The sequence below is a fragment of the Streptomyces sp. CA189 genome, assembly GCF_056428985.1.
Genome location: NZ_JBWJVM010000009.1, coordinates 134240 through 159954, shown reverse-complemented (window position 1 = coordinate 159954; position 25715 = coordinate 134240). Strand labels below are relative to the sequence as shown.

The window sequence follows — 25715 nt, the reverse complement described above, 5'->3', positions numbered from 1 at the left end:
TCACGCACCCCCCTTCACCTCATGCGACGTGCTCGCGGTAGCGGTCGATCACCTCCCGCAGCACCTCTTCACCGTCGCGGGCCCACAGCCCGGGATGGAAGATCTCCACCTCGACCGGCCCCAGGTACCCGGCGGAGTCGGTCAGCTCCCGGAAGGCCCGCAGGTCGATCGAGCCGTCGCCGAGCTGTCCCCGCCCCAGCAGCACGCCCTCGGGGAGCGGCGTCACCCAGTCGGCGACCTGGACGGACACGATCCGCCCGGCCTCGCCGGCCCGGCGCACCTCGGAAGGCAGCCGCTCGTCCCACCACAGGTGATAGGAGTCGACGACCACCCCCACCCGCGAGGCCGGGAACTCCTCGGCGATGTCCAGGGCCTGGCCGAGCGTGGAGACCACGCAGCGGTCCGCCGCGTACATCGGGTGGAGCGGCTCGATCCCCAGGCGCACTCCGTGCCCGGCGGCGTACGGGACCAGGTCGCCCAGGATGTCGACGATCCGCCGCCGGGCTCCCGCCAGGTCCCGGTCTCCGTCCGGCAGGCCGCCCGAGACCAGGACCAGGGTGTCGGCGCCCAGCTCGGCGGCTTCCTCCACGGCGCGGCGGTTGTCCTCGAGGGCGGCCGCGCGCCCCACCGGATCGGCGGCGGTGAAGAAGCCGCCCCGGCACAGCGAGCTGACCCGGAGTCCGGCATCGGCGACCAGCTTCGCGGCCTCCCGCACCCCGAACCGCTGTACGGGGTCGCGCCACAGCCCCACCGCGCCGACCCCGGCGGTGGCGCACCCGGCCACCAGCTCGGGGAGGGACCACTGGCGGATCGTCTCCTGGTTGAGGCTGAACCGGGCCGGCGCCGGCGTCGTCGCCGGGCTCACGATGCCACCCCGTGCAGCGCGAGGAGCTGTCGCATCCGGGCCTCGGCGAGCTCCGGGTCCGGGAACAGGCCGAGGTCGTCGGCGAGTTCGTAGGCGGTGGCCAGATGGGGGAGCGAGCGGGCCGAGTGCAGTCCGCCCACCATCGCGAAGTGCTCCTGGTGTCCCGCGAGCCAGGCCAAGAGGACGACCCCCGTCTTGTAGTAGCGGGTGGGCGGAGCGAACAGGTGCCGGGACAGCGCCACCGTCGGATTCAGCAGCTCCCGGAACCCGGCCGCATCGTCCTGGTCGAGGGCGAGCGCCGCCCGCGCCGCGATCGGGGCGATCGGGTCGAAGATCCCCAGCAGGGCGTCGCTGGCCAGTTCGCCGTCCCCGGCGATCAGTTCCGGATAGTGGTAGTCGTCGCCCGTGTAGCAGCGCACGCCCGCCGGCAGCCGCCGCCGGACGTCCACCTCGCGCCCCGCGTCGAGCAGCGAGACCTTGATGCCGTCGACCTTCTCCGGATACTCCGAGATGATCTTCAGGAAGGCGTCCGTGGCCTCGTCCAGGTCCGCGGACCCCCAGTATCCCTCCAGCGCCGGGTCGAACATCGGCCCCAGCCAGTGCAGGACCACCGGCCGGGAGCTCTGCCCCAGCAGCCGTCCGTACACCTCCAGATAGTCCTCCGGTCCGCTCGCCGCCGCGGCCAGGGCCCGCGAGGCCATCAGCACGGCCGTCGCCCCGCACTCCTCGACGTGTGCCAACTGCTCCTCGTACGCAGCGGTGACGGCGGCGAGGGAATGCGTGGTGTCCGGGGCGAGCTGGTCGGTGCCCGCGCCGCAGACGATGCGGCCGCTCACCGACCGTGCTTCGGCGGTCGAACGGCGGATCAGCTCCGCCGCGGCCGGCCAGTCGAGGCCCATCCCGCGCTGCGCCGTGTCCATGGCCTCGGCGACCCCGAGGCCCTGCGCCCACAGGGTGCGCCGGAAGGCCAGCGTGCTCTCCCAGTCGATCACCGGGGCGGATTCGGCCGAGGCGGAGAGGGGGTCGGCGACCACGTGCGCGGCCGAGTAGAAGGTGCGGCTGCGGGCCGGGCCACAGGTGAGCGGCGCCAGCGGAGCGGTGACCGGCGCGTGGAGGCGCAGCCCGCCGTCCGCCGAGGGGAGCCGGATGCTCACAGCGCCACCTCCGGGACCACGAGCCGCCGGCCCTCCGCCGAGGAGCGCAGCCCGAGGTCGGCGAGCTGTACCCCGCGGGCCCCGGCCAGCAGGTCCCACTGCCAGGGCTCGTCCCGGACGACGTGGCGCAGGAACAGCTCCCACTGGGCCTTGAAGCCGTTGTCCGCGGGGTTGTTGTCGGGGACCTCCTGCCACTGGTCGCGGAACTTCGCGGTCAGGGGCAGGTCGGGATTCCACACCGGCTTCGGTGTCGTCGCGCGGTGCTGGATCCGGCAGCCGCGCAGCCCGGCGACCGCCGAGCCGTGCGTGCCGTCCACCTGGAACTCCACGAGCTCGTCTCGGTTGACCCGGACCGCCCAGGAGGAGTTGATCTGCGCGACGGCGCCCCCCTCCAGTTCGAAGATCCCGTACGCCGCGTCGTCCGCGGTGGCCTCATACGGCTTGCCGTCCTCGTCCCAGCGGCGGCCGATGTGGGTGCGCGTGAGTGCCTGCACCGTGCGGACCCGGCCGAACAGCTCGTGCAGCAGGTACTCCCAGTGCGGGAACATGTCGGCGACGATGCCGCCGCCGTCCTGGGAGCGGTAGTTCCACGACGGGCGCTGGGCGGACTGCCAGTCGCCTTCGAAGACCCAGTATCCGAACTCCCCGCGGACGGACAGGATCTCGCCGAAGAAGCCGCCGTCGATGAGCCGCTTGAGCTTGAGCAGGCCCGGCAGGAACAGCTTGTCCTGCACCACCCCGTGTTTGACGCCGGCCGCGTCGGCCAGGCGCGCGATCTCTAGCGAGGACTCGAAGGTGAGGGCGGTGGGCTTCTCGCAGTACACGTGCTTGCCGGCCGCCACGGCCTGCCGCACGGCCGCCTCGCGGGCGCTGGTGACCTGGGCGTCGAAGTAGATCTCGACCTCGGGATCGGCCAGCACGGCCGTCAGGTCCGTGCTCACGTGCTCCAGGCCGTGCCGCTCCGCGATGGCCCGCAGGGCCTCCTCGCGGCGCCCGACCAACACCGGCTCGGGCCACAGCACGGTCCCGTCGCCGAGGTCGATCCCGCCCTGCTCGCGCAGTGCGAGCAGGGAGCGGACCAGGTGCTGGCGATATCCCATTCGCCCGGTGACGCCGTTCATGGCGATCTTGATCGTCCTGCGCTGCACGGTGTCCCCTCCTTCGTCTTGTTGCGGTGTTCCTTGTGCGGAGTTGCCGAGAAGCAGGATAGAAAGCGCTTTCTCTCCGTTCAGGCTAGGGCCGGGCAGTGTCGTGGTGCAAGACTCTTACGGGTGATGGAAAGCGCTTTCTTCATCGGCGAGTATGGAGATCCACACACCGGGTGAGACGATGACCCGGGACGGATCGGAAGGAGGGGATGATGGCGGTCACACTCGCCGAAGTGGCGGTGCACGCGGGCGTATCGCCCGCCACGGTCTCGCGCGTACTGAACGGCGGGTACCCGGTGGCCGGCGCCACCAGGACCCGGGTGGAGCGAGCGGTCGAGGACCTCGGCTACATCGCCAACGGCCCCGCGCGGGCCCTCGCCGCGGCGACCTCGGACCTGATCGGCGTCCTCGTCCACGATGTCGCGGACAGCTTCTTCGGGATCCTCGCCGGGTCCCTGCAGAGCGCCCTGGGCCCCGGCGGACAGGGCGGCGCGCGCAGGCTCGCCGTCGTCTGCAACACCGAGGGGACCCCGGCCGCCGAGCTCGACTACCTCGCCCTCCTGGAGGGCCAGCGGGCCGGCGGGGTCGTCCTGACCGGCGGCGCCGTGGAGGAGCCGGAGCACACCCGGGCGCTCGCCGCCCGCCTCGCCCGCATCGCGGCCACCGGCGCCCCGGTGGTGCTGTGCGGGCGGCCCCCGCTGCCCATGCCCGCCGGACTCCCCGTCGCCACCGTCATGTTCGATGACCGGGGCGGCGCCTTCCGGCTCACCGAGCACCTGCTGACGCTCGGCCACCGGCACATCGCCTACGTGGCCGGCCCGCCCGGACTGAGCACCACCCGGGAGCGCCTCGCCGGACACCAGGACGCCCTGCGCGACCACGACCCCGCACTGCCCGCGCACTGCGCCGGCCTCACCGTGCACGCGGGGTTCGAGCGCTCCGCCGGATACGACGCCACCCGTGAACTGCTCCGCCGCGGAGCGCCCTTCACCGCCGTGGCCGCCGCCAACGACACCGTCGCCACCGGGGTCGCCGCGGCCCTGCGCGAGGCCGGCCTGCGGATACCCGAGGACGTCTCCGTCGCCGGCTTCGACGACCTGCCCGTCTGCGTCGACACCGCCCCCGCCCTCACCACCGTCCGGGTCCCGCTGCGCGAGGCGGGGGTCCTCGCGGCCCAGTTCGTCACGGGCCGCAGAGCGCTGCCGCCCGGCGGTATCACCACGCTGCCCGCCGAGCTGATGGTGCGCGCCTCCACCGCGCCGCCGCCCGCGCGCGCGCCCGCCGCCGCTCCGCCCGCCGCCATCGAAGGGGGCCGTCCGTGAGGTACGCCTTCTCCACCCTCGGACTGCCCGGCACCCCGCTGGAGCGCAGCGCGGCCCTCGCCGCCGAGCACGGCTACGAGGCCCTCGAACTGCGGGCCCACCCCGAGGAGCCCCTGCATCCCGACAGCCCGGCCGGCGACCGCGCGGCCGGCCGGCGCGCCCTGACCTCCGCAGGAGTCGCCGTCCTCGGAGTCGCGGGCTACGCCCGGGTGGCCGCGCCCGGACCCGACGAGCCCGTCCTCGCCGGGATCCAGGCCCTGGTCCGGCTCGCCGCCGACCTCGAAGCCCCCTACGTACGGGTCTTCCCCGGCGGCGGTGACCTGCCCCCGGCCGACGCCGACGCCCACGCGGTCCGCAGGCTCCGGGCCGCCGCACCCTTCGCCGAGCGGCACGGGGTGCGGATCCTGCTGGAGACCCACGACTCGCACCGCACCGCGACGGCCACGGCCCGGGTGCTCGACCAGGTCGCGCACCCGGCCGCGGGCGCGCTGTGGGACGTACTGCACACCTGGCTCGGGGGCGAGTCGCCGGCGGAGTCCAGCCGGGCCCTCGCCGGGCACCTGGGCTACGTACAGGTCAAGGACGTGGCGTCCGCGCACGAGCTGACCCCGCTCGGCCTCGGCGGGGGAGCGCTGCCGCTCGCCGAGGCGGTGGCCCTCGCGCCGCCGCGGGGCTGGCTCTGCTGGGAGTACGAGAAGCGCTGGTATCCCGGCGCCGGCGAACTGCCGGAGCGGCTCGGGCCGGGCCGGGCGTACCTGGAGGGGCTGGTCCGCGCGGCGGACCGTCAGGCCGAGTAGCCGAGCCGGGACCGGTCGACGGCGTGGCGGAAGCCGAACCCCCGGGCGTAGCGCTCCAGTTCCTCGACGGCCGACCCCGCCAGCCGGTCCAGCTCCCCGCCCAGAGAGCCGGCCACGTGCGGGGTGAGCAGCACGTTGGGCAGGTCGTACAGCGGGGAGCCGGCGGGAAGCACCTCCGGCTCGGTGTGGTCGAGCACGGCGTGCAGCCGCCCCGAGACCAGCTCTTCGGTCAGCGCCGCGGTGTCGACGAGCGACCCGCGCGCGGTGTTCACGAGGGTGGCTCCGTCCGGCATCAGGGCCAGCCGGGACGCGTCCAGCAGCCGGCGCGTCTGCGGCAGCTCGGGAGCGTGCAGGCTCACCACGTCGCTGCGGGAGAGCAGTTCGTCCAGGGCGACGGCCTCGGCGCCGAGCGAGGCGAGCTCGGCCGGATCGGCGTACGGATCGTGCACGAGCACCCGCAGGTCGAAGGGGTGCAGCAGCTCCAGTACACGGCGGCCGATGAGGGAGGCGCCGACCAGGCCGACGGTACGGCGGTAGTTGCCGGCGGCGGGGTAGAGGCGGAGCGGGTCGACGTAGCCGCGTGCGGTCCGGTAGGCGTGCGCGGAGTCCAGTACCCGCTTGTTGGAGAACAGGATGGCGGCGAGCGTGTACTCCGCGACGGGCAGGGCGTTCACGGCGGCGGAGCTGGAGACCAGCAGCCCGCGGTCCCAACAGGCCTGGGTCACATGGTTCTTGACGCTGCCGGCGGCGTGCACGACCGCGCGGAGCTCCGGCATCAGTTCCAGCGCCCGCGCGTCAAGCGGCGGGCATCCCCACCCGGTGAACACGACCTCGGCCGCGGCCAGCCGCCGGCGCAGGGCGTCGTCGGAGGAGGCGGCGCCGAAGTCGGTGACGAGCAGCCCGGGGTCCACATCGGCGACCCGGACCAGCTCCGGAAGGACCCGGTCACCGAGGACGGCGGCCCGGGTCCCGGGGCTCATGGCGAGCACGGTGACGGGCCGGCGGGGCACGGTGAGAGGGGAAAGGGCGGAGTCGGAGGCGGGGTGGGTCACTTGACGGCTCCTGCGGTGAGATCCGAAGTCCCGATGGTCACAAACCCGGCCGCGGCGCCGGGAACGACACGTGCGCGGGAGCCGGTCCCCACGGGGTGAAGGGGCCCCGGGGTCGCCGCTCCCCAAAGAGGCGGCCCCGGAGCTGTTCGAGAGCCTCATCCTTTTGTGCGGACGATCATGTCGTCAAGAGCGAATCCGCACTTCGATCGAAACGCACACATGAACCGCACACGCGAAACGAGCGTTCGGATCTCGGCACTCGGATCTCAGCACTCGGATCTTGAGACTTAGCGCTGTAGTTGGCCTCCATGCGCGTTGTAGTTGGCATGCGGGGCGACGACGCCCGCTTCCACCTGCGATGACGTCGGGAGATCCTGTGCGGGCCGACCAGGGTCTGCTCCTGCTGGTGGCATCGATGCAGCAGTCGAGCCAGGAGGTCCGGGATCCCAGCGGGGCGGGCCCGGTGTGGTCTGGCCGGCTACTGCATCAGCTCGGTGTGGGGGTGCTCCGGCGCTGCCGGGCAGATGTAGAGCTGCCGATCTGGACTGCGGTGGGGCGCCCGGGGTACCGATGCGCCGAAATGGTTTGTCGCGGGGCCGGACGTCGACGACGATCGCCTCATGACGACCAGAAAGGGCCATGCCGTCTAGGCGCCCTGCCTCCCTCTCCACCGCTCGCGCGCCACCGCTCACCGCAGTGCCCGATGGCCGTGACCCCCCACCCTGGAGAGCCCGCCGTGCAGAAGACCGTCCTCATTCCCTACGCCCACCTCCCCCGAGCGCACCAAGTCCGCCATGTCCTGACCAGTACCGTCGACGTCTTCGGCGCCGCCCACTGGCTGCTTGCCGACCACGCTCCGCAGCGCGAGGGCGATGTCCTGCCCTTCGACGCCCTGGTCGTCTCCGTCCATCCGGGCGGCAATGTCGAACTCACCGAGCTGAGCGCGGTGCGGGCCCGTTGGCCGCAGCTGGACCGCCTGCCCGACGGCGGGTTCGTCGTCGCTGCGTCTCGCGCCCGCCGGTACGAGGACGCGAACCAGGTCCAGGTCTTCGATGCGCTCGGCCGAGAGACCTCGTCCTTCTCCGTCGGGGACGCCATCGAGCACCTGCTCGTGGACGAGGCCGGCCACATCTGGGTCGGGCACTTCGACGAGAACCCGGTCGGAATCCGCCGCTGGAGCGCCGCGGGCAGGCTCGCCTGGACGTCGGACGGGGCCCGTATCCCCGGTCTCTTCGACTGCTACGCCCTGAACGTGTCGGGTACCACCGCCTGGGCGTGCCCCTACACGGACTTCCCGCTTGTCGAGATACGCCCCAACCGCCCCGAGCAGCCCGTGACGGTGCGGGCGAACCGGGTACGGGGTGCCCATGTGGTAGCCGTCCACGGCGATCGGGTGGCCTTCTACGGCGGCTACGGCGAGGAGCGGGATCGACTCGCCCACGGAGAGCTCACCGAAACATGCGTTGAGCCGAAGAACGTCGGCCTACTCACCCTGCCCGATGGTCCCGCCCCCGGCCGCCGGCGGGTCGTCGGCCGAGGAAGCAGGATCTACGTCCAGCCCGAGCCATTCACGGCGTGGGGCGTGTTCGACCTCAGCAGCTGATACTCAGCCTTTCCAACGACATCCTGGCCCTCTGGACCGGCTCCTCACGGGAGACCTCGGCCCCGCAGCCTAGGCAGCGGGGCCCCGAGGAACGGTCAGGTCAGACGGTCGGCGCCTGCGGAGTGGCCGGAGTGTGGGTGGTGGAGCATCGCGCCCGCATGAGCTGCTGTGACGTTTCCGCAGGTCAGAGGCATTCGGGATTCAGTGTTCTAGTTGGCCCGGCTGAGCGATTTGGTTGGCCCGCAGGGCATTGAGACAAGTCCGATGGCACCCCGTGGCCGGTCACCCGGCCCGGCTCAACCTCGGGGTGCCGCTCCGTAGGCTCCGTGACCTGCCACCGCTGACACCCGGCACCTCGCCGGGGGTGGCTGCTCGCGTTATTCCGCGGGCGAGATCCGCCAGGTGTCGTGACGTACGTCGAGCGTCGCGGTGAGGTCGGCCTGCTCCGGGAACGCGACGCCCAACCGCCACGGGCCTGGCAGGGCAGCCAGCCTGATAGTGACCAGATCCTTGGTGACGTTGCCCAGGGCTCCGATCCAGTGGGGTGCGGTGGCGATCAGCTGCTCGGGCAGCCAGGGCCCGGGCTCGGGAACGCGCGAGAAAGGCTCCTCGGCGAGTTCGGCGAGTTCGGCGAGGGCGGAGCCGGCCAGCAGGGTCAGCAGCCGCGCCAGGACCGCGGCCGGCAGGGCGGGGTCGCGGGTCTCCAACATCACGTAGCAGTCGTCGTGGCCCGAGAACCAGACCCTGGAGTCTCCCAGGCGACTCAGGAGCAGCTCATCAATGCCGGTCGTGCCGAGCACGAGGGCGAGCTCGTCGAGCTGCTCCGAGGTTATGTCGGCGGGAACGTCGATCAGAGTGAGCTCGTACGGCGACCAGGTGCCGTCGAGGAGACGGGGCAGGAGGTCGCGGTCCATCACCAGGAATTCCTCCGCGAGTCCGATCGTGCCGGACGCCCAGGATCCGAGGGAGTGGACCGTGCACGGCACGCCGAGCTCGGCCGCGATCAGCGAGGGCTGCAGCGGATGCCAGTCCTCATCCAGGTAGGAGTTGGTCTCCAGCGAAACCACTGCGACCGAGTCGTTCGCCACGGCCACGAGCAGGTCGACCAGCTCGCCCGCCTGGGCCGCACCGGCGCTGACCCGCCACAGCCCCTCGGCCTCGCGGACGCTGAAGCTCAATGGGAACGGCTGGCGCTCCATGCCGACACTGTTCACGCTGAACGCGCCCTGCTGCCCGACCTCGATCACTGCCCCACCCCCGAGAACCCGACGGACGCCATTGCCCAGCCCGCATCCATCAATCATCGCCGGTCAGCGGACGGGCCTGCCACGGCCGACCACCCCTCGACGAGGGCGTGGTCCAGGGATCACATCCACGCGTAGTTCACGTTTGGCACGGTGCTCAAGGCCGCGGCAGGGACTCGACGATCTGCTGAGCGCTGTAGTTGGCCGGACGGGCCAACTACAGCGCTAAGTGACAGATCTCGGGACCCGGATCTCGTACCCGGGGCTACGGGCGGACGGTCAACCGGGGAAGCAGCTCCAGGTGCTGCCGCGGCCCCTCCTGCCCCGCCCCGCGGTCCTCCAGCCGGTCCAGCAGAATTCCGGCCGCCCGCGCCCCCACCTCGCGCTTGGCCGGGGCCACCGCGGACAGGGGTACGTCGGCCAGCTCGGCCACCTCGTCGTCGTACGTGATCACCGCCAGGTCCTCCGGCACCCGCACCCCCCGCGCCTGGAGCCGTGGGATCAGCATGATCGCGTCCGTGTCGCTGTGGATCAGGGCCGCGGTCACGCCCCCCTCGGCCACCGCCGCGCACAAGTAGTCCAAGGTCCGCGCGAAGGCCTCGGCCTCCGTGAGAGATGCCGCCCCGGCCGCGGGCCACGGCGGCGCCGGCTGCAGCCCGAGCGTCGCCACGGCCGCCGCGAAGCCGGTCCGCAGCCGTCCCGACGTCGGGGTCTCCCGGCTGGCCAGCGCGATCCGCTTGTGCCCCAGTTCCGCCAGGTGCCGCACGGCCCGGGCCGCGCCGTCCGCGTGGTCGGATGCCACCCGGTCCAGGGAGGCCGCCGGATGCCCCGGCGGAGCCCACCGTTCCACCAGGACGGTCGGCACCCGCAGTTCGGCAGTCCAGGCGCCTTCGCCGGGTCCGGGCGCTCCGGCCGCCCAGTTCGGGGTCAGCAGCAGTCCGTCGGCCCCGGTGGACAGCAACCGGTCCGCCTGCGTGCGGTCCTCGCCCGCCAGGTACCGGGTCAGCCCCACGGTGAGCCGCGCGCCCCGCGCCTCCACCACCTCGCGGGCCCCCCGTACGACGTCCGCGTAGTAGTACTCGGTGGTCGGCACGACCATCCCGACCACCAGCCCGCCGCCGCCCCGGCCCGCACGCGTACCCGCGTCCACACCCCTGATCGCGTCCGAGGCCGCGGCGCCGGACTCCGCCCGGGCCGGGCTCCGCAGTTCCGCACCCGCCGGTGCGGACTCCAGCCGGCTGATCACCCCGTGCATCCGCTGGATCTCGCCCCGCGCCGCCATCGCCTCGACGTCCCGGCGCAGGGTGACGGGGGAGATCCCCAGTTCCCTGGCCAGGTCCGCGACCCGGGCACTGCCCCGAGCCCGGACGAGGGCGAGCACCCGGGCCTGACGCTGGTCGACGTGTGGTCTCAAGGATCCCCCTGCGGTCTGCGTGGTCCACGGTGCGCGTGCCGCCCGATTCCACCACAGAAAACCGAAACGATCGATTCGATCGATTCGATCAACCGGTTCTGGAACTGGAGCGCCCCGGCACCGAACTGACCCTGCGGGACCAACCCGACCTCGGCCGCCCCCACGGTCGTCGACATCGACTACTGAACGCGCCGCCCCGACCCGAAGGACGCGCCCTAGACTGCCGTCCAGTCGATCATGTGCGGACGAGTGTGGAGGAAGAGAAACCATGCGCCATCTCCCCCTGGGCAGTTCAGGTCTCCAGGTCTCCAGGTCTCGGCGATCGGGCTCGGCTGCAACAACTTCGGCGGCCGCCTCGACGCCCGGGCCACCCGCGACGTCGTCGACGCCGCCCTCGACGCGGGCATCACCCTCCTCGACACCGCCGACATCTACGGGGGCCGCGGGGGCTCCGAAACCCACCTCGGCGAGGCCCTCAAGGGCCGCCGGGACCAGGTCGTCCTCGCCACCAAGTTCGGCTACGACGGCGTGGACATGGGCTACGGACCCGCCGCCGGCTCCCGCGCCGGCCGCGCCTACGTCCGGCGCGCCGTCGAGGCCTCCCTGACCCGCCTGCAGACCGACCACATCGATCTCTACCAACTCCACAGCCCCGACCCGGCCGTTCCCGTGGTCGAGACCCTCGCCGCCCTCACCGAACTGGTCGCCGAAGGCAAGATCCGCTACATCGGCCACTCCAACTTCAGCGGCTGGCAACTCGCCGAAGCCGCCCACGTGGCCCGCGAGACCGGCGCGGCACCCTTCGTATCGGCCCAGAACGAATGGTCGCTGCTCCAGCGGTCGGCGGAGCGCGAGCTCGTCCCGGCCGCCCGCCACTACGGGGTCGGCGTGCTGCCGTACTTCCCGCTGGCCAACGGGCTGTTGACCGGAAAGATCCGCCGGGGCGCCCCCGTCCCCGCCGGGTCCCGCCTCGAAGGCCGCGACGCCTACCTCACCGACGAGCGCCTCGACATCGTGGAAGCCCTGGCGGCGCTCGCCGACAAGCACGGGCGCACCGTCCTGGAACTCGCCATCGGCTGGCTCTCCGCCCAGCCCGGCTGCGCCTCCGTCATCGCGGGCGCCACCTCCGCCGAGCAGGTGCGGGCCAACGCGGCCGTGGCCGACCGGCCGCTCGACGCCGAGCTCCTCGCGGAGGTCGACGCCGTCGCCGGGGCCGCCGGATGACCTGAGCCGGGCCTTCAGGAGGCGTCGGGCGACGGACTGACGGACGCGGAATCCGACGGGGATGCGGATGCGGACTCCGACGGCGACAGCGATGGCGACGGCGACCCCGACGGGCTCGGCGAGGCGCTCCCGGAGGCGCTGGCCGACGTACTCTCCGACGGGCTGGCGGAAGCGGTCCCCGTCGGCGCCCCCGTCAGCACGTCCACCTGACCGGTGTCCAGCGAGTAGTAGGCGCCGACCACGGCCAGCGAGCCCTTCCGCACCAGGGGCGCCAGGTCCGCGTTGGCCCGCAGTTCGTCTGCGGTCACCTTGATCTGATTGCGGATCATCGTGTCGACCGGTCGGCCCCCGGGTTCGGTCCAATGTTCAGGCGCCGCGAGGCACCCGGTCAGCACGAACCTGCGTGTCGGAACGCTCTGTCCATCGGTCGTACCGATCCTTGTCGCTGCACAGAAGTGATCTCGGCGCAGTGGCACGCCCCGAACGGTCTTGAGCGCACTGGGTTCCGGCACTCCGGTGGAGCAGGGGCCCCGCACGCTGGCACCGCACCCGGCGTCCCAGATCGCACCAGCGACGCTACCCGACCACGTACGGCGCCCCGCAAGCCGCCAATCCGACAACCACTCAATCGAGTTAACACGCTCCTGTCCGCCCCCCCTCCGAACAGTTCGCACCACCTCGGTGCCGTTCGGACGCGTCCGTACGTCCTGACCGAGGCGATTCTTGGGGGGTACGGGCCGCTGCGGCGGCAGGCACACGAGGGGCCGCCGGGGTTGGCCCCCGACGGCCGAACCTCAGGACACGATGTCCTTGCGCGCGAACCCGCGGAACGCGAGGGCGAACAGCACCACCGCGTACGACACCGACACCACCGTCCCCTTGATCATCCCGCCCCATTCGAGCTGCGGCTGCAAGGCGTCGGCCCACGCGAACTGCCAGTGCGCCGGCAGGAACTCCCGCCAGGACCCCAGCGCCGTCACCGCGTCCAGCACGTTGCCGACGATCGTCAGGCCGACCGCCCCGCCCACCGCGCCCAGCGGCGCGTCGGTCCGCGTCGACAGCCAGAACGCCAGGCCGGCCGTGACCAGCTGCGAGACGAAGACGAACCCCACGGCGATCGCGAGCCGCCCGACCGTGTCCCCGGCCGGCAGCGAGCCGCCCGCGGGGAGCTCCAGCGGCCCCCACCCGTAGGCCGCCGTACCCGCCGCGAGCGCCACCAGCGGCAGCAGCACCATCGCGGCCAGGCTGAACCCGAGCGCCACCACCAGCTTGCTCCACAGCAGCCGGGCCCTGGGCACGGGCGAGGCCAGCAGATAGCGCAGCGAGGACCAGCTGGCCTCCGAGGCCACCGTGTCCCCGCAGAACAGCGCCACCGGCACCACCAGCAGGAACCCGGCCGACACGAACAGGCAGGTGGCCGCGAAGTTCGCGCCGGAGGCCGTCGCCGTGTCGATGAGGGTGATCCGGCCGTCGCCGCCGCTCCGGCTGCCCGGGCCGCCGCCCACCGCGAAGGCGATCATCAGGATGAAGGGCAGCGCGGCCAGGATCCCGCCCATCACCAGCGTCCGCCGCCGGCGCCACTGACGCAGCGCCTCCACGCGCAGCGGCAGCGTCCGGTTCGCCCGGTAGCCGTGCGCGACCTCGCGGCCGATGCCGCCCGGCGTCACGTCGCCGTTCGCGGGCGGGCCCGCGCTCGCCTTCGTGTTCACATCCGTCACGGTGTTCATGCCGCGCCTCCGATCAGGGTGAGGAACGCGTCTTCCAGCCGCCGGTGCGGCCCCACTCCGGACACCGGCACCTCCAGCCGTACGAGTTCGGCGATCAGCTCGGCGGCGCTCGCGCCGTCCAGCCGTACGAGCAGACCGTCCTCGGCGCTTGCCACGGACTCCACTCCCTCCAGCGCGGCGATCTTCCCGACGACCGCCTCGTCCACCGGCTCGGCCAGCGACACCAGCAGGACGTCTCCGCCACCGGTGATCTCGGAGACCTCGCCCGCCTGGACGAGCCGCCCGCGGTCCATGACCACCAGGTGCGTGCAGGACTGCTCGACCTCCGACAGCAGGTGGCTGGAGACGATGACCGTCCGCCCGCCGGCCGCGTACCGGATCATCACGTCGCGCATCTCGCGGATCTGCGGCGGGTCCAGACCGTTGGTCGGCTCGTCGAGGATCAGCAGGTCCGGCATGCCGAGCATGGCCTGCGCGATCGCGAGGCGCTGGCGCATGCCCTGCGAGTACGTGCGCACCGCCCGCTCCAGGGCGTCGCCGAGCCCGGCGATCTCCAGGGCCTCCTCCATGTGGGAGTCCCCGGCGGGGCGGCCCGTGGCCTGCCAGTACAGCTCCAGGTTGGCGCGCCCCGTCAGGTGCGGCAGGAAGCCGGCACCCTCCACGAACGCCCCGACCCGCGAGAGCACGGGCGCGCCGGCCCGTACCTGGTGCCCGAAGACCCGGATCTCCCCGGCATCCGGAGTGATCAGGCCCATCAGCATCCGCAGGGTCGTGGTCTTGCCCGCGCCGTTGGGCCCGAGCAGGCCGAGCACCTGGCCCTTCTCCACCCGGAAGGACAGGTCCCGTACGGCGTAGCGGTCCTGCGCCTTGGCATACCGCTTGGTCAGCCCGGTGATCTCCAGTGGTACGTCGGCCAGCGCGGGGTCGGGCTGCGGTGCGCCCGCCCGGATCCCGCCCGGCCCCCGGCCGGTCCTCCGGATCCCCACCAGCCCCGCGGCCAGCAGCGCGGCCCCGAGCGGCATCCACCAGGTCCAGGCGGGCAGCCCGGAGGACGCCGTGCGCACCCCGCCCGCGACGGGCACGGCCAGCGGGCCCTGCGCCGAGACGGTGTAGGACGCGGGCGCGGCCGGGGAGGCGTAGCCGAGGTCCGTGGCGGCGACGACGAGCCGCAGCCGGTGCCCGGCCTCGACGGCGTGGTCGATGGCGGGCAGCCGCAGCTCGACGGTCTTGTCCTGCTGGGCGCCCTCCACCCGTACCGGGGCCACCAGCTGACTGGGCAGTACCTGCTGGCGCCCGTCGGGGCTGACGTCGTACACCTTGCCGAACAGGACGGCCGAACCGTCCGCAGCCGTAGACCTCACCTTTAGGGTGATGGTCGGGGTCCCGGTGATCCGGGTCTCCCCGGTCAGCGGCTCCGAGTCGAACCGGGCGTTCTGCCCGGGGAAGTCCAGCGAGAGGCCGCCTCCGAGGGCGGCGAGCTGCCCGCCGATGCCCGGCAGCGCGGACAGCGCCGGCGGGGCTCCGCCCGCCGGGTTGGCGAACGTCTGCTCCCGGCCGGTCAGGGCGAACTCGCGCGGCCCGGACAGCAGCCCGGGATACGTGGAGCCGCTCGCACCGCGCAGGGTGACCTGGCCGTCGGTGGAGTCGATGCCGCCGGAGCGCGAGACGCGGAAGGCCGGGCCGGTGTCCACGGCCGTGTCGTCCTTGAGGTAGCGGTCGAACCAGGTCTTCACCCGGTCCTCGACGCGGTCCCCCTCGCGCATGCCCCCGTCGTGACCGCCGGCCGCCCAGTCCACGGAGACGGGCGCGCCGTTGGCGGCGATCGCCCGGGCCGTGGCATCGGCCTGGTCCAGCGGGAAGAGGGAGTCGTCCTGGCCCTGCGTGATCAGGGTCGGCACCTTGATCGCGCCGCCGACCGCCGAGGGACTGCGCCGCTCCAGCAGCGCGCGGGCCTCGGGGTCGGGCTGCCCGGCCACCGCGACCCGTTCGTACATGGCGCACAGCTCCGGCTGGAACCGTCCGCAGCCCGGCGCGGCCGGGGCCGCCTGCGGGACGGCGCCGGGGCCGGAGGCGCCCGGCTGCAGTCCGCCCGCGGAGCCGGTGGTGAAGAAGAGGCCCGCCCACAGCTTCTTGAAGACGCCGCCGGGGAAGAGGGAGTCCGCGAGGTTCCAGTACGTGATCGAGGGGGCGATGGCGTCCACGCGCGGGTCGTTTCCGGCCGCGAGCAGCGAGATCGCGCCGCCGTAGGAGCCGCCCGCGACTCCGACGCGCGGATCTCCGGCCGCGTCGAGGCGCACCCCGGGCCGGGCGGCGATCCAGTCGATCAGCCGGGAGACGTCCTTGACCTCGTACTCGGGGTCGTTCAGCCCGATCTTCCCGCCGGAGCGGCCGAAGCCGCGCGCCGACCAGGTCAGCACCGCGTAGCCGTCGCGGGCGAGGCGCTCGGCCTGCGGGCGCACGTCCTCCTTGCTGCCGCCGAAACCGTGGGCGAGGAGCACGGTGGGACGTTTCTCTCCACCGTCCCCCGCGGTGTCCCCGCTGGTGAAGTACGAGATGTCGATCCCGGCGCCGGGCATGTCGAGGACCTTGTCCTCGCGGCGCACGGACGGGGCGTCGCCGGCCGCGGCGGCGGCCGTGAGGGTGCCCGCCCCCGCGACGACGGCGAGCGCGGCCGCGCCCGCTAGGAGGCGGCTTCGGCGGCGCCGGGGCAGTCGGAGCTTCATACGGGAACCCTAAGCGCCAGGCCGCCGGTGGCCGCGCTCCCGCAGGCTGAACTCCGGACGTTCTCAAGGACTACGCCGGCCGGTCGGCATACCGCGCCTGCGGTACGCGGGGCGCGGCGAGCCGGGCCGGGGGCCGGGAGTCGGAGAGCCCGGCGGGGTCGGGCGGGGCGGTCTGTTCCCCACCCCGCCCCTTCCCGGCTGTGCGGCATTCTGCGGCTCCGCCGCGTGGGGGGCTCCGCCCCAGACCCCGGGCCTCAAACGCCGGCGAGGCTGGATTTCCTGCCCGGCTGCGCCCCGCCGGGCTGCGGCGCCCGTCGCCCGGCGGGAGGATGGCCGCATGCTGCTCGCCGAGGTCGCGCGCGTGTCCCGGGAGGTCGCGGAAACCTCCGCCAGGTCGGGGAAGACCGCCCTGCTCGCGGAGCTGTTCGCCGCCGCGCCCGCCGAGGAGGCGGCCCTGGCGGTCTCCTACCTGGCCGGGCGGCTCCCGCAGGGCCGCCCCGGGATCGGCTGGCGCGCGCTCGCCGGGGAGACCGAGCCCGCCCCCGAACCCACCCTGACCGTGACCGCCGTCGACGAGGCCGTCACCCGGCTCGCCGCCGTGGCCGGGGCCGGCGCCCAGGCCGAGCGCCGCCGGATCCTGGACGCGCTGCTCGGCGCCGCGACCGCGGCCGAGCAGCGGTTCCTGCGCAGCCTGCTCTCCGGGGAGGTGCGCCAGGGCGCGCTCGACGCCGTGGCCCTGGAGGGGGTGGCCGCCGCGGCCGGGGTGCCCGCCGCCGACCTCCGCCGGGCCGCCATGCTCGACGGCTCCCTGTCCCGGGTGGCGGCGGCGGTGCTCGCCGACGGGGCGGCGGCCCTGCGCGCGGTCACCCTGCGCGTGGGGCAGCCCGTACAGCCGATGCTGGCGAACACCGCCAAGTCGGTCGCCCAGGCCCTGGCCGCGCTCGGGCCGTGCGCGGTGGAGGAGAAGCTCGACGGGATCCGGGTGCAGGTCCACCGCGAGGGGGACGAGGTACGGGTGTACACGCGCTCCCTCGACGACATCACCGACCGGCTGCCGGAAGTGGCCGAGCTGGCCCGGTCCTTTCCCGGGGACCGGTTCATCCTCGACGGGGAGGTCATCGGACGGTCCGTGGCGGACGGGCGGCCGGTGCCGTTCCAGGAGGTGGCGAGCCGGGTCGGCTCCCGTGCCGACGTCGAGGCCGCCCGGCGGACCCTCCCGGTCGTCCCCTATTTCTTCGACGTGCTGGCGGCAGGCGACCGCGTGCTCCTCGACCTGCCGGTGCGCGAACGGTACGCGGCGCTCACCGCCCTGGTACCGGAGGAGTCCCGGGTCGGCCGGCTCGTGGTCGAGGACCCGGCGGCGCAGTCGGCCGAGGCGCAGGAGTTCTGGGCGCGGACCCTGCGCCGCGGGCACGAGGGCGTGATGCTCAAGGCCCTCGACTCCACCTACGCGGCCGGCCGGCGCGGCAAACACTGGCTCAAGGTGAAACCGGTGCACACCCTGGACCTGGTGGTGCTCGCCGTGGAGCGGGGCCACGGCCGGCGCACCGGCCTCCTGTCCAATCTGCACCTGGGCGCCCGGACCGCCGACGGCGGCTACGCGATGCTCGGCAAGACCTTCAAGGGACTCACCGACGAGATGCTGCGCTGGCAGACCGAGCGGCTCGGGGAGCTCGCGGTCGAGGACGACGGCCACACGGTCCGGGTGCGGCCCGAACTGGTGGTGGAGATCGCCTACGACGGCCTGCAGCGCTCCCCCCGCTACCCGGCCGGGGTGGCCCTGCGCTTCGCGCGCGTCCTGCGCCACCGCCCCGACAAGCGGGCGCGGGACGCGGACACGGTGGAGACGGTGCTCGGCGGCCCGCCCGGACCAGGCGACGCCGCATAAGGGATTTGCCTCAGAGGCAAGGCGGATTGCCAGGCAGGTAAGGATCTGGCTCAATCGGGGCATGACAACCGGTCCTGCCCCCGACCCCGGCGAAGCGGCCGAGCTGCCCACCGTGGCCCCGCAGCTGCGCGATCTGCGCCGCCGGGCCGGGCTCACCCTGGAGGCCGCGGCCGCCCGGGCCCGGCTCTCGCCGGCGCACCTGTCGCGGCTGGAGACCGGCCGCCGCCAGCCCTCGCTGCCGCTGCTGCTCGGACTCGCCCGTACGTACGGTACGACGGTCTCGGAGCTGCTCGGGGAGACCCCGGCCGTCGCCGATCCCATCGTACGGGCCGGCGGTCCGGGCGCCCGCGAGGCGGACGGCTGGACGTACTGGCAGGCCGGCGGCTCCGGCCGCGGGATGCAGGCGCTGCGCGTGCACGTCCCCTACGGCCGCAGCCAGGGCGAGCTGGTCCGCGTACATCCCGGGGAGGAATGGCTGTACGTGCTGCAGGGGCGGCTGCGGCTGCACCTGGGGGATACCGAGTACCTGCTGGAGCCCGGGGACAGCGCCCACTTCGACTCGCTCACCGCGCACCGGATCGGCGCGGCCTCGGCCGCCGGGGCGGAGCTGCTGTTCGTCCACACCCTGTTGCAGAGCAGCCTCGCCGGCCTGTGCCTCGGCGGCGGCACCGGCGCGACCACACACCACCGATAGGCGAGGAGCCGTACGCCATGTCATCCGATACGCAGGACACGCAGGGAGCACTGCCGCAGCAAGTACAGCAGTCCAAGTTCCCGCGGGGTCTCATCATCCGACTCATTGCCTATTTGTTCGTAGGCCATTTGTTCGCGTTCTTCGTCTACCTGCTCTTCGTGCTGGGTGCGCAAAACCAGTGACAGCAGGCCGGAATTTCCGTACACGGCTCTAGGAACCTACAGGTCCTGAAGCTACCCTCCGCGCATGATTTCCACGGTTGTCTGGGGTACCGGCAACGTCGGCCGTTTGGCCATCCGTGCCGTAGAAGCCCATCCGGCGCTGAAGTTGGCCGCCGTCATCGTCCACCATCCAGAAAAGGTCGGCCGCGACGCCGGTGAACTCGGCGAACTCGACTACGAGACGGGCGTCGCGGCCACCGACGACATCGAGGCGGTCCTCGCGGCCCGTCCGCGGGCGGTCGTCTACGCGGCGTCCGGCGACATCCGCCCCGACGACGCGCTCGCCGACATCACCCGGGCGATCCGCGCCGGGGCCGTCGTCGTGAGCCCCGCCCTCTATCCGCTCTACGACTACCGCAGCGCCCCACCAGAGTTCCTCGATCCGGTGACGGCCGCGGTCGCGGAGGGCGGCGGCTCGCTCTTCGCCTCCGGCGTCGACCCCGGCTGGGGCAACGACGTGCTCCCGCTGCTGCTCAGCGGTCTCGGCACCCGGATCGACGTCATCCGCTGCCAGGAGATCTTCGACTACTCCACCTACGATCAGCCGGACTCCGTCCGCTTCCTCATCGGCATGGGCCAGCCCATGGACTACGAGCCGATGATGCTCATGCCGTCCATCCCGACCATGGTGTGGGGCGGGCAGATCCGGATGATGGCCCGGGCGCTGGGCGTCGAACTCGACGACATCCGCGAGACCGTGGAGCGCCGCGCCCTCGACACCACCGTCACCACGCGCACGATGGGGGAGTTCGAGGGAGGCACCCAGGGCGCCATCCGTTTCGAGGTGCAGGGGATCGTCGAGGGCAAACCCCGCATCGTCATCGAGCACGTCACCCGCATCCACGCCTCCTGCGCCCCCGACTGGCCGACCTCGCCCGACGGCGGTGACGGCGCCCACCGGGTGATCATCGAGGGCCGCCCGCACATCGAGGTCACCATCGAGGCCACCGACGAGGGCGAGAACCGCTCCGCCGGCGGCAACGCCACCGCCGTCGGACGCCTCGTCGGGGCCATCGACTGGCTGGTGGAGGCCGAACCGGGGCTCTACGACGCCCTGGACGTCCCGCTGCGCCCCGCCGTCGGCAAACTCGGAAGGAAACTGTCATGAGGATCGACATACCCGAAGGCCAGCACCCCATCGAGTACGTGTGGGGCGATCTGGTACCCGGCATCGGGATGGCCGCCGCCAACTTCTCGCTGTCGGTCTACGCCCACACCACCCTGGGACTGCGGGAGTTCGAAGCGGCACGGCTGCGCGTGGCGCAGATCAACGGCTGCATCTTCTGCCTGGACTGGCGCACCGACCGGGACGGGGAGAAGGTCGAGGACGAGTTCCCCGAGGCCGTCACCGACTGGCGCACCACGGACCGCTTCGACGAGCGCACCCGGCTCGCGGCGGAGTATGCGGAGCGGTACTGCCTGGACCACCACGGCCTGGACGAGGAGTTCTGGAAGCGGATGGCGGCACGCTACAGCCAGGTGGAGATCGTGGAGCTGACCATGAGCATCGGCTCCTGGCTGGCCTTCGGCCGGCTCAACCACGTGCTCGGCCTCGACAGTGTCTGCGTGCTGCCGGGCCACTGAGCGCGGAGCGCGTGCGGCTCGCACACGGGTCCGGGGCCGTCGGAGAATCCGACGGCCCCGGTCTGCGTGCTGTCCGCCGCCCCTACAGGTCGGTGGCGATGATCTTCTCGATGTTGCGCTCGGCGAGCGCCGTGATGGTGACGAACGGGTTGACGCTGGTGTTGCCGGGGATCAGCGCGCCGTCGATGACGTACAGGCCGGTGTAGCCGTGCAGGCGGCCGTAGTTGTCGGTGGCCATGTCCAGGACCGCCCCGCCGAGGGGGTGGTAGGTGAGGTGGTCGCCCCAGATCTTGTTGGTGCCGAAGAGGTCGGTCCGGTAGATCGTCCCCTCCTTCGAGTTGATCTTGTCGAAGATGGTCTTCGCCATGGCGATGGACGGTGCCTTCCACGCCGTCTGCCAGTTCAACTCGACCCCGCCCGTCGAGGCGTTGTACGTGAACTGCGCGCGGTTCGGGTTCTTCGTGATCGACAGGTAGAACGAGGCGTACGTCTCGATGCCGGTCGGCAGCGGCGCCACCTCGGCGAACGCGCCGCCCGCGTCCCAGTTGTCGATGCCGCCGCAGGGGATGGAGGCCTGCACCTTGCCGGTCGCGTCCCACATGTGGTTGGCCCGGCCGCACATGACGTTGCCGTTGTCGCCCCAGCCCTTGCCGATCTCGTTGTTCAGGTGGGGCAGCGCGCCGGTGGCCTTGAGCCGGACGAGCAGCTTGCTGGTGCCGACGCTGCCGGCCGCGAAGAACACCTTGTCCGCGACGACGGTCTTGGTGCCGACGGTGTCGCCCGTGGTGTTGATCTGGTCGATGACGACCGTGTACCCGCCGCCGGACGCCTGGGAGACCGAGGTGACCTTGTGCAGGGCCGAGATGGTGACCTTGCCGGTGGCTTTGGCCTGGGCGATGTAGGTCTGCTGGAGGGACTTCTTGCCGGCGTTGTTGCCGTACAGGATCTCACCGGCGACGGCGGACTTGGGGACGGTCCCGGCCGCCTCCTGCTTCATGTAGTCCCAGTCGTACACGTCGGGGACGAAGACGAAGGGGAACCCGGCGCGCTGGGCGTGCTTGCGGCCGACGCGGGAGAACTGGTAGCAGTCGACGCTCTCGAACCAGGCCGGGTCGATCAGGCTGACCCCGAGACCGGCGTTGGCGCGCGGGTAGTAGGTGTCGTACATCTCGTCCGCGTTGACGGTCGGCAGGACGGCGCCGAAGTTCGCGCGCTTCGGGGTGACCGCCATGCCGCCGTTGACCAGCGAGCCGCCGCCGACGCCGCGGCCCTGGTAGACGATGATCCCGCCCATCTCCTCGGCGTCGAGGATGCCGGTGTAGCGGGGGACCGCCTTGTCGATGGGGAAGCCCAGGAAGTTGCTCAGCGGAGCCTTGGTCTTGGTGCGGAGCCAGTAGGCGCGGTAGTCCGGGGTGGTCGTGTTGCAGAAGATCTTGCCGTCCGAGCCGGGGGTGTCCCAGGCCATGCCCATTTCGATCATGTGGACGTCGACGCCGGCCTGGGCGAGCCGCAGGGCGGCGACGGAACCGCCGTACCCGGTACCGATCACGAGGGCCGGTACGTGCGCCCCGTTGTCGATGGGGCCGGCGGCGGCCGCGCCGGCCGCGGCGGCCTGGGCCTGGGACGGGGCGATCTGACCCGCAAGGGCCATTGCACCCAGGATGGAACCAGTTCTACCGAGAAATCCTCGACGCGAGACGCCGTTCTGGTTCGTTTTGTGCAGGCCTTTGTCGCTCATGTGAGCTTCCTCACTCTAGGCGGAATGAGAACGAGTTCTACTGCCGAGTGCTTGCGAAGTCACTAGATACGTCAAGGCGTCTTTCGTCGGTGGCGGCCGCGGAAGGTGTCGATTCGGGGCTCGCGGAGGGGGGTTGAAGGTCCCATCGGACGCTGGGAACGACGACCCGCTGTGGATGGCCGGTGGCCCCGGAGTGACGGAAGTGCGCCGGGGGAGGAGCTCGCCGGTGGGGGGTGTCCGCTCGAATCCACCACGTCAGAAGTCGAACGCGTGCCGGGACGCCGCGCCGCCCCGGGCGCCGGGCACCTCGGCGCACCCAGCCACTCCGTCGTGGCTGCATCCGGCGGGCTCCGAGGCCGAAAAGCGACAAACCACAAGGTGGGCCCGTGGTCGGCGGTCGAATCTTTTTACCTTCGGCGGGCGGTCCTGTTCCCCGTCCTGGCCGGTGTTACAGGCTCGGCGCACCCCGGCCGGCGGCGTCGCGTACAGAAGGGGAACGCGCGCGACCGCCGGTCCAGACCAGGATCAGCGTCGAGGCGGCCGCGGCGAAGGCGCACCAGGTGGAAGCGAACTCCAGCCTCCACAGCGCCGCGCAGACGACGGCCCCGGCCGCCAGGAGGAGGCCGAGGAAGCGGAGCCGGCGGTCCCCGGAGAGGAGCAGGGCGCCGAGCGTGGCGAACAGGTATCCCGCGAGGACCAGCGGGATCCACGGGACGTTCACGCCGTATCCGAGGGTGTGGCCGCGGACCTCGGCGCTCACCGGGCGGGTCGCCAAGCAGTACGAGAGGTATGCGCCGGTGGCGAGTCCAGCGGCGGCGGGCCAGCGCAGTCGGCACCTGAGCTCGGGCGCGGCGGCGAGCAGCACCCCGAGCGGCACCCATGCGGGCAGCAGCGGGAGGGCGATCACCGCCCAGGCGGTGGTGGCCGGGCCGCAGCCGCCGCCGGAGTTCCAGACGGCGGCTTCGATCAGCTGGTGCGCGCCCAGGATCAGCGGGAGCGCGGCGACGGGCAGGTCCCGGGCGCGCCGGGTCCGGGCCAGGCAGGCGATCCCAACGGCGGTGATGACCGTGCCCGCCGTCAGATCGGCCGTCGCGCTCCAGCACATGGGGCCCTCCCCATCTCACGGTAGGGCCGAGGTGTGGGCGTCTGCCACACCACGGATTGCTGGAAAAACTCGATAAGACGGAGAAGAATTCTGCACAACTCTTGCCGTGTTTGCGCGCGTGGTCCTACTGTCCCGGCCATGCCCCCAAGAAGAGCTGCAAGCACCGCCGCGAGAGCAGCCGCAGCCGGCGCCGCGAGCAGAAGAGCCGTCCCCGCACGGGCAGCCGCCGTCCTGGCGGCGTTCACCGTGTCCGCCCTCGGCCTCGGCGCCCTCGGCGCGGGCGCGGCCGCGGCCCGCCCCGCCGCCGCGGAGCCGGTGGCACCCACGGCCGTCACCCGGGCGGCCCTCGACCCCGCACTGGCCGAGGGCCGCGGTGCCCGGGTGGACTTCGCCGAGCAGGAGGCGGAGAACGCGGTCACCACCGGCACGCTCATCGGCCCCGACCGCACCGCGTACGCACTGCCCGCCGAGGCCTCCGGCCGCAAGGCGGTACGGCTGGTCCCGGGCCAGTACGTGGAGTTCACCCTGCCCGCGGCGGCCGACGCGGTCACCGTCCGCTACAGCCTCCCCGACGCCCCGGCCGGCGGCGGCATCACCGCCCCGCTCGAGGTCACCGTGAACGGCAAGAACCGCCGCTCCATGACGCTGACCTCGCAGTACTCCTGGCTGTACAACCAGTACCCGTTCAGCAACGACCCGCAGGCAGACCTCCTGCACCCCGACTGGTGGATCACCGAGTGCGCCTGCGTCCCGGCGGCCACCACCCCGGCCCCGGTCATCGCCAAGCCGTTCCGCCCCACCCACATGTACGACGAGCAGCGCCTGCTCCTGGGCCGCACCCACCGGGCGGGCGAGAAGGTCCGGCTCACCGTCCCGGCCGGGAGCCCCGCCGCCTGGACGGTGATCGACCTGCTCGACTCGCAGCGCGTCGGCGCCCCGCACGTGGAGGCGGCCGCCGCCAACGTCCTCCTCTTCGGCGCCGACCCGACGGGCCGCCGGGACTCCGCCGACGCCATCGACCGGGCCATCGCCTTCGCCAAGCGCCACCGGCTCCCGGTGTACCTGCCGCCGGGCACCTACCAGGTCAACCGCCACATCATCGTGGACGAGGTCACGATCACCGGCGCCGGCAGCTGGTACACCACCGTCAAGGGCAAGGGCGTCGGCTTCTACGGCAAGGAGGCCGCGGACGGCGGCAGCCGGGGCGTCCACCTCTCCCGCTTCGCCATCGAGGGCGACGTCCGCGAGCGCGTGGACACCGACCAGGTCAACGGAGTCGGCGGCGCGATGAGCGACTCCACCATCGACTCCCTCTACATCCACCACACCAAGGTCGGCCTCTGGTTCGACGGCCCGATGAGCAACGTGAAGGTCACCCGCAACGTCATCACCGACCAGATCGCCGACGGCCTGAACTTCCACACCGGAGTCACCGACTCCCTCGTCCAGGACAACTTCGTCCGCAACACGGGCGACGACGGCCTCGCCATGTGGGCGGAGAAGACCACGAACGCCCGCAACACCTTCGACCACAACACCGTGCAGAGCCCCACCCTGGCCAACGGCATCGCGATCTACGGCGGGGCCGACACCACCGTCACCGCCAACCTCGTCGCGGACCCGGTCCGCGAGGGCAGCGCCCTGCACGTCGGCTCCCGCTTCGGAGCCGAACCCTTCACCGGCAGCCTGCGGATCGACGGCAACACCACCGTGCGCGCCGGCACGTACGAACTGAACTGGAACATCGGGCTCGGTGCGATCTGGTTCTACGCCCTGGACCGCAGCATCGACCAGGCCGACATCCGGGTCACCGGCAACTCCTTCCTCGACAGCACCTACAACGCGATCATGCTGGTCAGCGACTGGCCGGTGAAGGACAGGGTGCGCATCGAGAACGTCCACTTCAAGGACGCCCGGGTCGACGGCACCGGTACCTCCGTGGTCAGCGCGCGGGTGGCCGGCTCGGCGAGCTTCGAGAACGTCGACGCCCGGAACGTCGGGGCCGTGGGCGTCAACAACTGCGGCTCCTTCAACTTCCCCGCCACCGGCTCGGAGTTCAGCCTCGTCGACCGGGGCGGCAACGACGGCGGCGGTACGACGGGACCCTGGCTGGCCGGCTGGGAACTGCCCAACACCATCACCTGCGACGACCGCCCGCCGGTCGTCGCCCCGCCGGTGCCGAGCCCCTGGTAGCGGACCGCTCGGCGATCCC

Annotated in this window: 21 protein-coding genes; 10 read left to right on the top strand and 11 right to left on the bottom strand. The window is 72.5% G+C overall.

The genetic code is table 11. From position 1 onward, the window contains the following. Positions 1-19 precede the first annotated feature (19 nt). The 3 genes from AC061S_RS10500 to AC061S_RS10490 are packed head-to-tail and all read right to left on the bottom strand — an operon-like array spanning position 20 to position 3140. Positions 20-865 (bottom strand): sugar phosphate isomerase/epimerase family protein, encoded by an 846-nt coding sequence (locus AC061S_RS10500; protein WP_478685590.1) that lies wholly within the window; start codon positions 863-865, stop codon positions 20-22. Further along, entirely contained in the window at positions 862-2019 is a 1158-nt protein-coding gene (locus AC061S_RS10495; RefSeq protein WP_478685589.1) for a dihydrodipicolinate synthase family protein, read from the bottom strand. The genes AC061S_RS10500 and AC061S_RS10495 overlap by 4 nt, the downstream gene beginning before the upstream one ends. Beyond that, positions 2016-3140 (bottom strand): Gfo/Idh/MocA family protein, encoded by a 1125-nt coding sequence (locus tag AC061S_RS10490; RefSeq protein ID WP_478685635.1) that lies wholly within the window; start codon positions 3138-3140, stop codon positions 2016-2018. The genes AC061S_RS10495 and AC061S_RS10490 overlap by 4 nt, the downstream gene beginning before the upstream one ends. Positions 3141-3379: 239 nt before the next feature. Between AC061S_RS10490 and AC061S_RS10485 the strand changes: the two genes are divergently transcribed. Further along, on the top strand, positions 3380-4489 hold the full coding sequence (locus tag AC061S_RS10485; RefSeq protein WP_478685588.1) for a LacI family DNA-binding transcriptional regulator: 1110 nt from the start codon (positions 3380-3382) through the stop codon (positions 4487-4489). Next, positions 4486-5286: a sugar phosphate isomerase/epimerase family protein gene (locus AC061S_RS10480; RefSeq protein WP_478685587.1), complete on the top strand. Its 801-nt coding sequence runs from the start codon at positions 4486-4488 to the stop codon at positions 5284-5286. Before AC061S_RS10485 ends, AC061S_RS10480 begins: the two co-directional genes overlap by 4 nt. Here the strand turns inward: AC061S_RS10480 and AC061S_RS10475 are convergent. Next, the gene (locus AC061S_RS10475) at positions 5274-6266 is read right to left on the bottom strand and encodes a hydroxyacid dehydrogenase (RefSeq protein ID WP_478685634.1); all 993 of its coding nucleotides are present in this window, start codon (positions 6264-6266) and stop codon (positions 5274-5276) included. The two genes, AC061S_RS10480 and AC061S_RS10475, sit on opposite strands and share 13 nt — an antisense overlap. Positions 6267-7074: 808 nt before the next feature. Here AC061S_RS10475 and AC061S_RS10470 point away from each other — a divergent pair. After that, on the top strand, positions 7075-7941 hold the full coding sequence (locus AC061S_RS10470; RefSeq protein ID WP_478685586.1) for a hypothetical protein: 867 nt from the start codon (positions 7075-7077) through the stop codon (positions 7939-7941). A 377-nt stretch (positions 7942-8318) separates the two neighbouring features. Here the strand turns inward: AC061S_RS10470 and AC061S_RS10465 are convergent, their stop codons facing one another. Both AC061S_RS10465 and AC061S_RS10460 read right to left on the bottom strand, forming a co-directional pair. Beyond that, positions 8319-9188: a hypothetical protein gene (locus AC061S_RS10465; protein ID WP_478685585.1), complete on the bottom strand. Its 870-nt coding sequence runs from the start codon at positions 9186-9188 to the stop codon at positions 8319-8321. 262 nt (positions 9189-9450) lie between these two features. Then, the gene (locus AC061S_RS10460) at positions 9451-10599 is read right to left on the bottom strand and encodes a substrate-binding domain-containing protein (protein ID WP_478685584.1); all 1149 of its coding nucleotides are present in this window, start codon (positions 10597-10599) and stop codon (positions 9451-9453) included. A 249-nt stretch (positions 10600-10848) separates the two neighbouring features. On the opposite strand from AC061S_RS10460, the gene AC061S_RS10455 reads away from it, so the two are divergent. Beyond that, a complete protein-coding gene (locus AC061S_RS10455; protein ID WP_478685583.1) occupies positions 10849-11823 on the top strand; it encodes an aldo/keto reductase in 975 nt (324 codons plus the stop codon). Between the two features lie 14 nt (positions 11824-11837). Here the strand turns inward: AC061S_RS10455 and AC061S_RS10450 are convergent, their stop codons facing one another. The 3 genes from AC061S_RS10450 to AC061S_RS10440 all read right to left on the bottom strand — a co-directional run bounded on the left by AC061S_RS10450 (position 11838) and on the right by AC061S_RS10440 (position 16273). Beyond that, positions 11838-12152 (bottom strand): hypothetical protein, encoded by a 315-nt coding sequence (locus tag AC061S_RS10450; protein WP_478685582.1) that lies wholly within the window; start codon positions 12150-12152, stop codon positions 11838-11840. A 465-nt stretch (positions 12153-12617) separates the two neighbouring features. Then, positions 12618-13550 (bottom strand): ABC transporter permease, encoded by a 933-nt coding sequence (locus AC061S_RS10445; RefSeq protein WP_478685581.1) that lies wholly within the window; start codon positions 13548-13550, stop codon positions 12618-12620. Further along, entirely contained in the window at positions 13547-16273 is a 2727-nt protein-coding gene (locus AC061S_RS10440; protein ID WP_478685580.1) for an alpha/beta fold hydrolase, read from the bottom strand. The genes AC061S_RS10445 and AC061S_RS10440 overlap by 4 nt, the downstream gene beginning before the upstream one ends. A 337-nt stretch (positions 16274-16610) precedes the next feature. Here AC061S_RS10440 and AC061S_RS10435 point away from each other — a divergent pair, with 337 nt between their 5' ends. The 5 genes from AC061S_RS10435 to AC061S_RS10415 all read left to right on the top strand — a co-directional run bounded on the left by AC061S_RS10435 (position 16611) and on the right by AC061S_RS10415 (position 20660). Continuing rightward, on the top strand, positions 16611-18161 hold the full coding sequence (locus AC061S_RS10435) for an ATP-dependent DNA ligase (RefSeq protein ID WP_478685579.1): 1551 nt from the start codon (positions 16611-16613) through the stop codon (positions 18159-18161). 61 nt (positions 18162-18222) lie between these two features. Further along, positions 18223-18855: a helix-turn-helix domain-containing protein gene (locus AC061S_RS10430; protein WP_478685578.1), complete on the top strand. Its 633-nt coding sequence runs from the start codon at positions 18223-18225 to the stop codon at positions 18853-18855. A gap of 17 nt (positions 18856-18872) precedes the next feature. Beyond that, a complete protein-coding gene (locus tag AC061S_RS10425) occupies positions 18873-19037 on the top strand; it encodes a DUF6126 family protein (protein ID WP_478685577.1) in 165 nt (54 codons plus the stop codon). Positions 19038-19101: 64 nt separating this feature from the next. Continuing rightward, the gene (locus AC061S_RS10420) at positions 19102-20184 is read left to right on the top strand and encodes an NAD(P)H-dependent amine dehydrogenase family protein (protein WP_478685576.1); all 1083 of its coding nucleotides are present in this window, start codon (positions 19102-19104) and stop codon (positions 20182-20184) included. Further along, positions 20181-20660, top strand: a complete 480-nt coding sequence (locus tag AC061S_RS10415) for a carboxymuconolactone decarboxylase family protein (RefSeq protein WP_478685575.1) — start codon at positions 20181-20183, stop codon at positions 20658-20660. The genes AC061S_RS10420 and AC061S_RS10415 overlap by 4 nt, the downstream gene beginning before the upstream one ends. Positions 20661-20742: 82 nt before the next feature. Here AC061S_RS10415 and AC061S_RS10410 read toward each other — a convergent pair whose 3' ends face one another. Both AC061S_RS10410 and AC061S_RS10405 read right to left on the bottom strand, forming a co-directional pair. Next, a complete protein-coding gene (locus AC061S_RS10410; protein ID WP_478685574.1) occupies positions 20743-22398 on the bottom strand; it encodes a GMC oxidoreductase in 1656 nt (551 codons plus the stop codon). Between the two features lie 448 nt (positions 22399-22846). After that, on the bottom strand, positions 22847-23503 hold the full coding sequence (locus AC061S_RS10405; protein ID WP_478685573.1) for a DUF6629 family protein: 657 nt from the start codon (positions 23501-23503) through the stop codon (positions 22847-22849). A 138-nt stretch (positions 23504-23641) separates the two neighbouring features. Here AC061S_RS10405 and AC061S_RS10400 point away from each other — a divergent pair, with 138 nt between their 5' ends. Continuing rightward, positions 23642-25696 carry a glycosyl hydrolase family 28-related protein gene (locus AC061S_RS10400; protein ID WP_478685572.1) on the top strand — a complete coding sequence of 685 codons (2055 nt, stop codon included), beginning with the start codon at positions 23642-23644 and terminating at the stop codon, positions 25694-25696. Positions 25697-25715 lie beyond the last annotated feature (19 nt).

Bases quoted from the DNA above. Each gene is read 5' to 3' on its own strand.
- AC061S_RS10450 (WP_478685582.1), bottom strand. From the start codon at position 12,152: ATGATCCGCAATCAGATCAAGGTGACCGCAGACGAACTGCGGGCCAAC.
- AC061S_RS10475 (WP_478685634.1), bottom strand. From the start codon at position 6,266: ATGAGCCCCGGGACCCGGGCCGCCGTCCTCGGTGACCGGGTCCTTCCG.
- AC061S_RS10445 (WP_478685581.1), bottom strand. From the start codon at position 13,550: ATGAACACCGTGACGGATGTGAACACGAAGGCGAGCGCGGGCCCGCCC.
- AC061S_RS10400 (WP_478685572.1), top strand. From the start codon at position 23,642: ATGCCCCCAAGAAGAGCTGCAAGCACCGCCGCGAGAGCAGCCGCAGCC.
- AC061S_RS10430 (WP_478685578.1), top strand. From the start codon at position 18,223: ATGACAACCGGTCCTGCCCCCGACCCCGGCGAAGCGGCCGAGCTGCCC.
- AC061S_RS10490 (WP_478685635.1), bottom strand. From the start codon at position 3,140: ATGAACGGCGTCACCGGGCGAATGGGATATCGCCAGCACCTGGTCCGC.
- AC061S_RS10485 (WP_478685588.1), top strand. From the start codon at position 3,380: ATGGCGGTCACACTCGCCGAAGTGGCGGTGCACGCGGGCGTATCGCCC.
- AC061S_RS10415 (WP_478685575.1), top strand. From the start codon at position 20,181: ATGAGGATCGACATACCCGAAGGCCAGCACCCCATCGAGTACGTGTGG.
- AC061S_RS10440 (WP_478685580.1), bottom strand. From the start codon at position 16,273: ATGAAGCTCCGACTGCCCCGGCGCCGCCGAAGCCGCCTCCTAGCGGGC.
- AC061S_RS10410 (WP_478685574.1), bottom strand. From the start codon at position 22,398: ATGAGCGACAAAGGCCTGCACAAAACGAACCAGAACGGCGTCTCGCGT.
- AC061S_RS10435 (WP_478685579.1), top strand. From the start codon at position 16,611: ATGCTGCTCGCCGAGGTCGCGCGCGTGTCCCGGGAGGTCGCGGAAACC.
- AC061S_RS10420 (WP_478685576.1), top strand. From the start codon at position 19,102: ATGATTTCCACGGTTGTCTGGGGTACCGGCAACGTCGGCCGTTTGGCC.
- AC061S_RS10405 (WP_478685573.1), bottom strand. From the start codon at position 23,503: ATGTGCTGGAGCGCGACGGCCGATCTGACGGCGGGCACGGTCATCACC.
- AC061S_RS10425 (WP_478685577.1), top strand. From the start codon at position 18,873: ATGTCATCCGATACGCAGGACACGCAGGGAGCACTGCCGCAGCAAGTA.